Origin of the sequence: Argonema antarcticum A004/B2, from assembly GCF_023333585.1 — a bacterium.
GTDB classification, from domain to species: Bacteria; Cyanobacteriota; Cyanobacteriia; order Cyanobacteriales; family Aerosakkonemataceae; genus Argonema; species Argonema antarcticum.
In genome coordinates this window covers 1-11,781 of sequence record NZ_JAIQZN010000060.1, presented here as the reverse complement: position 1 = coordinate 11,781, position 11,781 = coordinate 1, and the positions used below count along the sequence as shown (strand labels likewise).

Genomic DNA, 11,781 nt, shown 5'->3' with positions numbered 1-11,781 from the left:
AAATCGGCTAAGGTTGCTTTTCCAGTTCAGCTTTCATTCGCTCTAGGGTTAAATTCATTTGGTCAAACATTTGCTGAGGCGTAATGCCAAATTGACCCAGCTGAGTTCTAAGTTGCTGTATTGTCATTTGAGCCATAAAATCCTCAGAAAGCTCAAAGCGCTTCATAAAAATACGGTAGCGCTCCATAATGCCTTCCCATTGCTCGATGAACAGCTTTTTGCCTTCGCGGTCAAATTTGCCGTAGTTATTGCCTAGTTGGATGAGGGATTGATAATCCTCAGCCAGTTGCTTTAGTTCTTGCTGAACAATCTCAGAGTCAAAAAATCCCATTGCGCTTCCATTCAATCGAAGGTTTGCATTCAGGGGGAATACAGTTGTATCTGGTACAATTCTAGTCCAGTCTGTTATTATCTTTCCAAAAATTTGCTTCGGTAATCCGTTCCTCTGCCCATCGGGTTCCAGCACCCATTCCCCACTCGTAATCGATCGCACTCCACTCAGGCAGCAGAGATTAATATTGTATAAGAAGACGACAGGTTCTAGAGGCGACACTATGTTGAGTAAGCCGAAAGGTCGAAGAGTGGCGGCGATTTTGGCTTTTAGTGGGGCAGTTATACCTGTTTCAGGACTCCACAAGTTTTATTTGGGACAGCCTGTGTGGGGTATTCTGTATTTACTGTTATCGTGGACTCCAATTCCCCATGTGGCTAGTGCTATTGAAGGGTTTTGGTATTTAGTCCAAGATCCAGATGATTTCGATCGCAATTTCAATCTAAATTCGCCAGTGACGGTACAATCCTCTGTTGACCCCTCCCAGGTGGCGGCGATGGCAGAGGCTTTGCGCCAACTGGAACAGCTGCGCCAAGAGGGTTTGATTTCTGAGTACGAATTCGAGCAAAAACGCCGCAAGCTACTTGACTAAATGGTTTAAATATGGCTATTAGTAACTGGCTAATCTCGGTGCGTCTTCAGCTGGGAAAGACGTTGCTCAAAACGTCGGTAAATCCGCAGCAGCAGTTAATCCGGGCGCGAATTCTCAATGACCCGTATTATCGGCTGCAATCAGTTGAGGAAATTGCGATCGCAGCCTCGTTGGGTATCAAAATTGACCCGAATCGGGCGACTGTAGATGATTGGCTGAGATTGCCCGGATTGTCAATTCATCAGGCCCGATCGCTCGTTTCTCTTTCTCGCTCTGGGGTGGAGTTTCATTGTCTGGAGGACGTTGCAGCGGCGCTTAGCTGGCCGATAGAGCGACTAAAACCCCTCGATCCGGTACTCAGATTTTGTTATTACGACCCGGAAAGCGTCTTTACCCCCCAGCAGATTAACCCGAATACAGCCTCAATAGAAATGCTGAGTACAATTGCGGCGATCGATTCTTTTCTGGCGCAGTCGATCGTCCAAAATCGCGAAAATGGCGGTTATTACCGAGATTTGGCGGATTTGCAACTAAGATTATCTCTTTCGGCAGACACGATCGGTCAGTTGATGCACTACTTGCGCTTTTCTTAAGTAGGTGAACATAAATAAACTAAACACCCAGAAACCCGGTTTCTCCAACAATACCTTCGCCATTTTTTAGTAGGTTGGGTTGAGGGAAGCGAAACCCAAAGTATTGGGTGGGTTTCGCTTGTCTCAACCCAACCTACGAATCTAAACACCCAGAAACCCGGTTTCTCCAAGAAACCGGGTTTCTAAGGGCCCGCAGTTTTACGTTTAATTATGCCCACCTACTTAGAGTTGTTTATCCAAAACTCAAAACTGACACTTCCCAACTATTTTAGAAGGCCAATGCGATCGATCGGCCAAAATCGAAAGCAAGCACGACCAATGATGTTTTGTTTCGGTAAAAAACCCCACATATGAGAATCATTGCTGTTGTTGCGGTTGTCTCCCATCACAAAAAGTTGGCCTGACGGAACTGCTTGCGGGCCCCACTTATAGGCGGGAGGTTCGGCAATGTAGCTTTCCTGTAGAGGTTTGCTAGAGAGATAGACTTTGCCATTAGTAATGCTCACGAGTTGGCCCGGTTCGCCGATTACCCTTTTGATAAATGCTTGATCTTTCGCATATCCCTGAATTTGCAACTGTGGCGGCGGATCGAAGACGACTATATCGCCCGTTGTGGGGGGGCGAAAACGGTAACTAACCTTATCGACTATCAAGCGATCGCCCACTTGTAAGGTCGGCAGCATAGAATCAGAGGGAATGTAGCGGGGTTCTGCCACAAAAGTCCGAAGCAAAAGAGCCAAGGTAAGGGCGATGACCAGGATTAGGAGATTTTCCCTCACTTGACGCCATACCCGCAACCAGAGAGGATAACCTGCCAAATCCTTTTCGTTATAGTCCATAGAAGGTATCAAGGAATACGGAGAACAAATACAGGACTTACCGGGTTTCTGCGTAAGTCCTAAATTAGTTTCTCACAATCGCAGGAGCGATCGGCTTCTAAATGCCCAGAGTCAGATAAGTTAGGACAGTATTAGACGCTCAAAGCAATGCTGGCACTGTGTTTGTACGGCTTCCGTTGCACTTTGCTATATCATTACTTCCGGGAGAGACGATCGACTGATCCGCGTCACAACCGATAACTCGATCGATCACGTAAGACTTATATAGCTGTCACGGGCTAGTCAAAAAAACATCACAGGATCGCAGAGAGTCGCGTCAATAGGCTGTTTACCGAAAAGTCTCATACTTACTTTTGTCAGTCACCGATTTGAGAAAACTAAGTATGATTCTGATCCGAGATGTGGTCCAACAAGCTATAGAAACTGGTTATCTAACCGTTGAAGCCGAAAATGAACTGCGACAGCTTCTAAGCAGCAAGTACGATTTAGAAGACCTGAATGCCTTTTTGACGTTGCAGCAAGCAGCCATGTCCGGCTATGTTAAGCAAGAGTCCCGCGAGTTAATAGCTATCAAACACATGAGCAGTAAGTCACTTAACTGACTGAGGAGTCTGGTTGATGCCAGAGAATGTCAGGGTTGACGGCAGTCAAGTGGAAGGTATAGCTAGGGACTAGGGGCTAGAGGCTAGGGTAAGAAAGCTTTATTATCAAGGGTTTCAGGAATTAAGAATGCCCTAACCGCCTTGGCTGTTGCTGTATAAGGCCAAAAGTCCACGCTATAATCTTTGATTTGGTGATGGAAGATGTCACACCAAATCTCGTTGCTTATAATATTTGATAACGAATCAGATTCAACCGGAAACGATATCGCTTATTTCCACGACAAGTGGGGTCATCTTTAACTCCTCGCTCCTGTTGTCCCCCGCTATAACTGTACCCAGTTTAGGGGTGGGATGAAAGGCAGGGAGATTGTAGGTACGGAAATCTCCAAATCTTTATCTTTGTGGATATTTTACTGAAATGTGTATAATGCTATAATCGCTTCGATTTAGTGTGGGTAGTTCACGAAAGAACCCCGCCCTACAGACATTCCGGTGAAAGAGGGACTTTACGAAATAGCGATCGCCATACCTGTAAAATCAGACTTCTCCATCTCTCCCAGTTCCGAGATTGGGGCCACAAAAAGTTTCATCTCCTCCATTTGCACCGCTCCAAATAAAGTTCCAAAAGAAACATCTGCCGCATCGCGACCCGTACCGATTCGGATTATACTGTTTAAAGGCACCAAACGGGTAGCATCAAACAGATACCAGCGATCGCCCAGATAAGCCTCAAAACAAGCGTGAAAATCTGGCGGATTCAGACCGTAAGCGTAGGCGCTAACAAAGCGTGCGGGGATATTCAAGGCACGGCAAAAAGCAATGCCTAGATGGGCAAAATCCCTACAAACACCCGCCCGTTGCGTTGCCGTATCGTAAGCGGAAGTCTGAGAATTGGTACTACCAGAAATATAAGTAACTTTGTTATAAATCCAGTTACAAATAGCAGTAACTTTGGAATAACCAGGTTGTAATTCTTTAAATTCACTTTGCACGAAACCGCTTAATAGATCCGATTCGCAGTAGCGACTGGGGTAAAGATAGGGCAGAGTCTCCATCGGCAAATCTGCGATCGGTACTTCAGCAATTGTATTGGGATCGGCGTAAAAATGTGACAATTCGACAGTCGCTTCATAGTTTACTTTCAATTTGCCAACAGGCGCGTTAACTCGCATATATCGAGTTAGACTTGCAGGTGCAGTATATTCGTTAAACTTTACTTCTGGATCGAATTGTAGCTGTTCGGTACAAATCCTTTGATGGTTGTTGTTAACCACCTGGATATTTAAAACTAAAGTGCTGGGTTCGTTGATATTGTAACGTAATATGCAGCCAAGGTTAAATTTCATAATTATTCTTTCTCATGTAACTATTATAAAACACCACTCACAAAAAAACCCGCTGGGGCGGGTCTAGGATCGATCCCTAGAGATTTCTCTTCGTTACACTTTCTGAAAAGGTAACTTGTCTTTTTCTGCTGGATAAACTTCTTGAGCTTTTTCATTGATACCAATGAGTGCTTGAAGATAGGCATCTGCTGAAGCCCAAATAGTGTCTATGTTTTGGGCAGTTGTTGAAGAGTGATTTTTAGAAACTTTCACATTGGCTTTTATACGAACCGTCACCGTCACAGATGAATGCGCTCCAGCTTCTCCCTCAAATTTTACTGCGAAAGAAGTCAGAGAAACCTTAAAGTTTTGGAACCGATCCCACCGATCGATTGCCTTGGATACCGCCTCTATAGGGCCATAACCTGCCATTACAGGAGATTCCCATTCTTCGCCTGTCTCAGTTTGAATAGTTACCTTAGCTTTGGCAAATTTAGATCCCTGACGCCAGTAACTAACATTTAACAACCGAATATTTGTTGGCGATTGACTCTCTTTCTCACCTAAATTATCTTTGCTCTGTGCATTGGCAATTAAACTATTCAAATGTAAATCTGGAGGTGGAACAGAACTTTCTTCTGCTGCAACTCCATAATATATGTCATTGACTGCTTGCAGATAGGCATCCGCTGAAGCCCAGATAGTATCTGCATTTTCAGCAATCTTTGAATAATTGCTTTGGTTGTCACAGCTTACAGTAACCATCACCTTTGCCAAGGACTCCGCTCCAACTTCTACATCCGAGTTTACTGTGTAACCAGTCAAGCAAGGTTTAAGAGTTGGAAAGCACTCATTAATTGCTGTGAATACCGCTTCTATGGCAGCTGAAGCTGTCTCTTCCTCAAATTTACACAAATTACCTTCCGGAGTTTGAATAGTTACCTTAGCTTTAGCTACTCCAGATTCCTGACGCCAGTAACTAACATCTACCAACTGGAAACTGAAACTTTGTTCTAGATACGCTAAGGCATCTTCGGCTTGATACCGAAAATAACTAGGTTCATCTGAGTCTTTGGAGATTTTATCCAGAGTTTCGATCGTCTCCCGGATTTTTTCATCTGTCGTTATGTTTTTCCGTGGAGGAGGCGCAGGTTTATCGGTAATATCTACCCAACCACCAGCCCCTAATTCCTCTAAATCGCAAACCGCTGCATAACGAACATCAATTAATTCGTTTTTGTTGGCAGCTATTTTTACTAATGCTTTGACAGCCTCTATTCCTCCAATTGTTTTGAGCGCTTCAATGCAAGCTATCTTTAAGCTTTCATCTTTACCAGGTTCTGAAAGGAGGATATTTGCCAATTTTTGGGCTTCTTTTTTTCCACCCCATTTCCCTAACGCTGAAGCTGCTCTCTGCCGTATTTTCGTGTCCTCTTCGGTATCTTTAAGATACTTCAAAAGTTCTGGCAGTATTATTGTCCATACTCCAATTCTATCTGTGCCATCTGCGTGCATTCTTTCTGGCGTAACTTCTGCGACTGGGTAAATTTGGGTGCCATCTGCGTGTATTGGTTCTAGTAAAACTTTTGCTTCTACGTAACTTTGGGCTGGCGAATACACTGTACCACGGGGTCGTGTTGTGTCGCGTTTTTGGATGCTCAGTTTAATTAACTCCCAAACTGCGTCCGCGCGATCCTGCTTTTTCTCGGTGTTTCGCAGGCGCGTTACGCAATTCCTAAGTTTTTTCTCCTCCTCAGCTGTGATATTGATGGTGTTCACAATTTTTTCACTCCAGTCAGATTTATTTGTGAATTATCACAACTAACTACAAAAAAAACCCATCTTTTATCCGGGGGTGCGTCTAATCTCTGCCGTTTATGTAATAAAACATTATATAGGTCGTAGATTCGGGCGCACTCCTGGGCAGGAATTTTTGCCGAGCAGCACCTGCTGTTTTCGGATTTGCCTGTTTAGTTGTGTTTTTCTCATTCATCAAAACGCCGACTACTCCTTTTGACGAACGAATTCTTTCTCCTGCTTACAAAGCTGGATTAGTTGAATCAGGAATTAAGCAGGTACAGAGTAGGGTAACTGCTTTTTCTGAAATTGTTTTTGCTAGAAGTAGAGTATATACCAAGTTCATCGCTAATTTTGTAAGAGTTTTTACATCATTAAGTTGATTTTATCCTTCTTGACCCATTTTGTCAATAGACTTCCTCAAGCTGATTATCTTCTCTGAATTGCTTCCAACTGGAACAGTCTACGGTTCGCCATCTCTCTAAGGCTATCTCGTTGTAACTGCTGAGTCCGTGGTCTTGGAGATTAAACATCTGCGTTGTGGGAGCGATACTTTCTGTTATCTGATCAACTATTCTTCTGCTTACAACAGGCGCTAGGGTCAACCAACTTGGCAAAGCGACAAACAGATTGCCGACCCCGCAGGTTTCTACGGCTTCTACCGCTATTTTTCTTCCTCTTCCTGTCGGCTGAATTTCTTGTGTTACCTCTACTTTTCTTCCTGTGTAAAAACCCCATAATAAATCCTGTTGAGATCTGCTTGGACGCAGCTGGCTTAAAAATCTTGTGACCTTCTCAACTTCATTTTGAAGACGAGATTCTATACCTTCGTAGGGAACAAGCCATACAATCTCATTCTCATCTACCATCCTGCTGAATATTTGCAATCCCCCAAATTCTTGAAAAAAGCCTGTCAATGGAGGTATATTTCCTTTGACAACTAGCACAGTGTAATTCTTATTATCAAAATTGTTGAATCGAGCAAATAGTGACTCTTTATTACCATCAATTGTATTATCCAGTAGTGGTTTATTTCCATCTCCAGCAGCCAGTACTAAGCATTTTGGTTTGAATGAAAGATCATTTCCATTAACCATCGCCCTAACTTTTTGCACGCTTCCGTTATTCAAGATAATTTCTGTTACCTCACCGTGACAAATTTGCTGTCTTACCTCTGTTGTACTTATTAAAGCTGCGATAAGCCTTTGCCCATCCAACCAAGTCTCGTCGCTCTCTAAAACTATCCCACTGTCAGATGTTGCTTCAGGTAAGTTATTTAGCAAGTTACCTTGATATTGTTGAAAATTTAATTGGTATTTATTCCTCCAAGTCTCTTCCTGCTCTATTGCTCTTTCGTTGCTTCTATACAAAAACAGAAGCCGCGAATCTCCGAAGGCGCGAACTTCAGGATATCGCTCAATAAAACTACGCCAGTGTTCGTTAGTTGCCTCTCTAAAACGTCTAACAAGTGGTTCATCACTGAAACTGTGTCCTCCCTGAATGCGAAGCTGAGAATGCAAAGTCTGTCCTTGACCCAATGGGTCTTTAGTCAAAAGCAATACTGAGTAACCTAAACCAGTCAAGTCGTTAAGCAGCCAAAGTCCCTGTACTCCGCCACCCACAATGAGTACATCTAAATTGATCGACATTTTTATTTTGTGTTAATTTGAAATTTTTATACCATAGTTTATGCCGATCGCACTAAGTTTCTCTACTTTTTCTTTAGGAATAAACGATCTAGCTCCAACAAGTATAAGCCATATCAAGTTGCGCTCAGATGTGTCATTTTCAGCATATGAGCAAGCGAGATAGTAACTTCCGGTAAACAAAAAACAAAAAACGGTAGAACTTAGTTCTACCGTTTTCTATTAGTGTTTACTGGTAAAGTTTTAGGTTTTGAAAAGTTTCCTTAACTCAAAACTAATTACTTTTCAACAGCGCTAGGAGTCAGTGCTTTTTTCTCGCCCTGTAACACCCTAACCTGACCCTGATCGTCCACATCGACTATGGCAGTGTCTCCCGTTTGAACCCGTCCAGAAAGGATTTCCTCGGCTAGACTGTCTTCCAGGAGGCGCATAATGGCGCGACGCAGCGGTCTGGCCCCGTAGCTGGGGTTGTAACCTTCTGTCACTAAGCGGTCTTTAAATGCGCTCGTCACTTCCAGGATAATTCCCTGTTCGGTCAGGCGACTAAAGACTTCTTTGAGCAGAATGTCGGCAATTTTCTTGATCTCCTCGTTGGAGAGTTGACGGAAGACGATAATTTCGTCGATCCGATTGAGGAATTCTGGGCGGAAGTACTGCTTGAGTTCTTCGTTGACCAGAGTCCGAATGCGATTGTACTGTGCTTCTGCCTGAGTTTCCGATCCTGCATCGAAGAAGCCGAGTTGGCTGCCGCCTTTCTCAATCACCTTCGAGCCGATGTTGGAAGTCATGATCAGCAATGTGTTCTTGAAGTCTACGGTGCGTCCCTTGGCATCGGTCAGACGACCATCTTCCAAGATTTGCAGGAGCATATTGAACACATCGGGGTGAGCTTTTTCGATTTCGTCGAATAGCACGACAGTGTATGGACGACGCCGGACGGCTTCTGTAAGCTGACCGCCTTCGTTGTAACCGACGTACCCCGGAGGAGAACCGATCAGCTTGGAAACGGTGTGACGTTCCATGTATTCGGACATATCTAGCCGAATCATGGCTTCTTCGGAACCGAAGAAGTAAGCTGCTAAGGCTTTGGTCAGTTCTGTTTTGCCTACGCCGGTGGGGCCAGAAAATACAAAGCTGGCGATCGGGCGGTTGGGGTTTTTCAAACCGACTCTGGCGCGACGAATGGCGCGAGATACTGCTGTCACCGCCTCTTCTTGACCGATGAGCCGCTGATGGAGGGTGTCTTCCATGTGCAGGAGCTTTTCGGATTCGGATTCTGTCAGCTTGTTGACTGGAACGCCTGTCCAGGAAGCGACGATGTGGGCGATATCTTCTTCGGTGACAACTGGCAAGATATCTTTGTCTGAGGAGTCAGTTTTCTTGTTTTGGGAAATAGCGCGGATTTGGGATTTTATTTCCATTTCGCGATCGCGTAATTCCCCAGCTCGATCGAAGTCTTGCGACCTGACTGCATCGTCTTTTTCTTTGAGTACCTGACGCAGTTCTTTGTCGAGTTCTTTTGCTGCTGGTGGCAATTGGGAATTAATCAAACGCACCCGCGATCCCGCTTCATCAACTAAATCGATTGCTTTATCTGGCAGATAGCGATCTGAGATATAGCGATCGGATAGCTTTGCTGCCGCTGACAAAGCTTCGTCAGAAATCTTCAGCTTGTGGTGCTGTTCGTAGCGTTCGCGCAAGCCGTAGAGAATTTCTATAGTTTCATCTACTGTTGGTTCCCCCACCATCACCGGCTGGAAGCGGCGTTCCAATGCGGCATCCCGTTCGATGTGCTTGCGGTATTCATCCAGTGTTGTTGCACCGATGCACTGGAGTTCGCCTCTAGCTAGTGCGGGTTTGAGGATGTTGGCTGCATCGATCGCACCTTCCGCTGCACCAGCACCGATCAGGGTATGCACTTCATCAATTACGAGGACGACGTTACCCGCAGAGCGGATTTCGTCCATGATTTTCTTGAGGCGTTCTTCAAATTCACCCCGATATTTGGTGCCTGCTACTAGCAAACCAATATCCAGAGTGACGACGCGCTTGTCTTCCAAAATGTCGGGTACATCGTTGTTGGCAATGCGTTGTGCTAAGCCTTCTGCGATCGCGGTTTTCCCGACACCCGGTTCCCCAATTAACACGGGGTTGTTCTTTGTGCGGCGACCCAAAATTTGGATCACCCGTTCGATTTCCCGCTGACGACCCACTACGGGATCGAGCTTGCCCTCGGTGGCCATCACGGTCAAGTTTGAGCCAAATTCATCGAGAGTTGGTGTCTTCGTGCGGCCTTGACTTGCGCCAGGGGTAACTTCGGTATTTTCGCCCAGCATCCGAATCACTTGCGTGCGGACTTTGGAGAGGTCTACGCCTAGATTTTCCAGTACTCTTGCTGCCACGCCTTCCCCTTCCCGGATTAGGCCCAAAAGCAGGTGTTCCGTGCCGATGTAGTTATGACCTAGTTGACGTGCTTCTTCTAGGGATAACTCCAGAACGCGCTTTGCCCGTGGAGTAAACGGAATTTCGACAGCAACGAATCCAGAACCCCGACCAATAATTTTTTCTACCTCAATTCGAGCGTCTTTGAGATTGACGCCCATTGATTTGAGTACCTTGGCGGCGACGCCGGTCCCTTCTCCAATCAGACCTAATAAGATCTGCTCTGTACCTACAAAGTTGTGCCCCAGGCGACGTGCTTCTTCCTGGGCTAGCATGATCACTTTAATTGCTTTTTCTGTAAAGCGTTCAAACATGGCAGCCTTCCATCACCTGCTGAGTTCCGGTAAGCATGATTCTAGCATAGGCAATCTGTTCGGCTGTCATACTCTTGCGGTAGAGAATTGGTACGGATAGCCGATGAGGGAACTTCTATTTTAGATTTAGGGATATTATTGGTAATTCAGTGGCTGTGAAATTATTTTTTTGATTTTTCCTCTGTTATTTTTTCATGTTTAATTTCGTTGAGTATAAATTCCAGCCGGATGAAGCTAGGCGAGTGCGAACTTGCCGATCCCAGTCTGCTAAAGTTTTGTCAAATTCTGGATGTCCCAGACCGCTAAGCCAGAGAATCAGGGCATCTTCACCCGTATCCTGGTAATAACCCCTGCGTCGTCCGGCGATCCGAAAGCCAAACTTTTGGTAAAGAGATAGTGCAGTTTCGTTAGAGGCGCTTACTTCTAGCGTTGCTCTCTCCAACCCGCGTTGCCAAGCTTGGGATAGCAAGGCTGTTAGCAGTGCCATCCCCAAGCCTTGAGCGCGATGGTGGGGATGAACGGCCAGAATGGTGATGTGAGCTTCATCTAAAATCGCCCATAGACATCCTAATCCCAAGATTGGGGTATGACAAGGATCTGGAGAGAGAGATTCTTCGTCATTCTCTTCTTTGAGAAGAATCAGGATATCGCTATTGGGACTATCTAACTCTCGTTGATAACTTTCGAGAGTCCAAAGTCCACCAAAACACTCTCGATCGAGTTTTACTACTGCTGGGAGTAGTTCTGGTGTCAGGGGTTTTAGATTTAAAAAGTTAATAGCGCTCAATTTTGACATCCTCGCCGCCGTGAACGGACGGCGATTCCAGAAATCACTTTCTGGGTTTCCTCTTTCCACGACTCGGCTTACATTGAGGAGTTTCCTCACCAATGGTAGAACCGAGAGATTGCAGACCAAGCTCGTTCAGCAGAAGCCTGTCTCGCTTGAGAGTTAAGTTTGTCAGCCCAAGAAAACTGTTTAGCAAGAACGGCACAATAAGCGCTCAGTTTATACTTTCCGACGAACTTGCCTTCCATCCAGTATTTGATGCAGCTATTGCGGACAAATCTGGCAGTACGAATGGCTTCATCAAGCATCTCGTACTGCTGCTTCTCTCCTTCAAGTTTTGCCTCAAATACCAACATACTTACGCCAGTAGTTCTGGTATAAGTATAGCGCGTATAAAGAAAGCCGCCCTGAAGGGGCGGGGTTCATCAACAGTTGGCACTTTACTAACATTTACTCACAATCCTTCACTTTTACTCCCTGGCCTTACCACACTCGCCCAAACCCATAGTAAAA

Annotated in this window: 11 protein-coding genes; 4 read left to right on the top strand and 7 right to left on the bottom strand. The window is 45.2% G+C overall.

Annotated features, from left to right (window positions below):
• Positions 1–7: 7 nt before the first annotated feature.
• Positions 8–331: a DUF1825 family protein gene (locus tag LAY57_RS22885; RefSeq protein ID WP_249069313.1), complete on the bottom strand. Its 324-nt coding sequence runs from the start codon at positions 329–331 to the stop codon at positions 8–10.
• 223 nt (positions 332–554) lie between these two features.
• Here LAY57_RS22885 and LAY57_RS22880 point away from each other — a divergent pair, with 223 nt between their 5' ends.
• A complete protein-coding gene (locus tag LAY57_RS22880) occupies positions 555–923 on the top strand; it encodes an NINE protein (protein WP_249069242.1) in 369 nt (122 codons plus the stop codon).
• A gap of 11 nt (positions 924–934) precedes the next feature.
• Positions 935–1,516 (top strand): ComEA family DNA-binding protein, encoded by a 582-nt coding sequence (locus LAY57_RS22875; protein ID WP_249069240.1) that lies wholly within the window; start codon positions 935–937, stop codon positions 1,514–1,516.
• 263 nt (positions 1,517–1,779) lie between these two features.
• Here LAY57_RS22875 and lepB read toward each other — a convergent pair whose 3' ends face one another.
• The gene (gene lepB, locus LAY57_RS22870) at positions 1,780–2,355 is read right to left on the bottom strand and encodes a signal peptidase I (protein WP_249069237.1); all 576 of its coding nucleotides are present in this window, start codon (positions 2,353–2,355) and stop codon (positions 1,780–1,782) included.
• 383 nt (positions 2,356–2,738) lie between these two features.
• Here lepB and LAY57_RS22865 point away from each other — a divergent pair, with 383 nt between their 5' ends.
• Entirely contained in the window at positions 2,739–2,957 is a 219-nt protein-coding gene (locus LAY57_RS22865; RefSeq protein WP_249069235.1) for a hypothetical protein, read from the top strand.
• Between the two features lie 506 nt (positions 2,958–3,463).
• Here LAY57_RS22865 and LAY57_RS22860 read toward each other — a convergent pair.
• The 5 genes from LAY57_RS22860 to rimI all read right to left on the bottom strand — a co-directional run bounded on the left by LAY57_RS22860 (position 3,464) and on the right by rimI (position 11,259).
• Positions 3,464–4,303 (bottom strand): transglutaminase-like domain-containing protein, encoded by an 840-nt coding sequence (locus LAY57_RS22860; RefSeq protein WP_249069233.1) that lies wholly within the window; start codon positions 4,301–4,303, stop codon positions 3,464–3,466.
• Between the two features lie 93 nt (positions 4,304–4,396).
• Entirely contained in the window at positions 4,397–6,061 is a 1,665-nt protein-coding gene (locus LAY57_RS22855) for an alpha-isopropylmalate synthase regulatory domain-containing protein (protein ID WP_249069224.1), read from the bottom strand.
• A 425-nt stretch (positions 6,062–6,486) separates the two neighbouring features.
• Complete coding sequence (locus LAY57_RS22850) at positions 6,487–7,728, bottom strand: FAD-dependent oxidoreductase (RefSeq protein ID WP_249069221.1); 1,242 nt, start codon at positions 7,726–7,728, stop codon at positions 6,487–6,489.
• Between the two features lie 275 nt (positions 7,729–8,003).
• Positions 8,004–10,481, bottom strand: a complete 2,478-nt coding sequence (locus tag LAY57_RS22845; RefSeq protein WP_249069219.1) for an ATP-dependent Clp protease ATP-binding subunit — start codon at positions 10,479–10,481, stop codon at positions 8,004–8,006.
• A gap of 184 nt (positions 10,482–10,665) precedes the next feature.
• A complete protein-coding gene (gene rimI / locus LAY57_RS22840) occupies positions 10,666–11,259 on the bottom strand; it encodes a ribosomal protein S18-alanine N-acetyltransferase (RefSeq protein WP_338022469.1) in 594 nt (197 codons plus the stop codon).
• 110 nt (positions 11,260–11,369) lie between these two features.
• Here rimI and LAY57_RS36300 point away from each other — a divergent pair.
• Positions 11,370–11,781 (top strand): hypothetical protein (locus LAY57_RS36300; protein ID WP_338022468.1); only part of this gene is annotated, 412 nt, incomplete at its 3' end.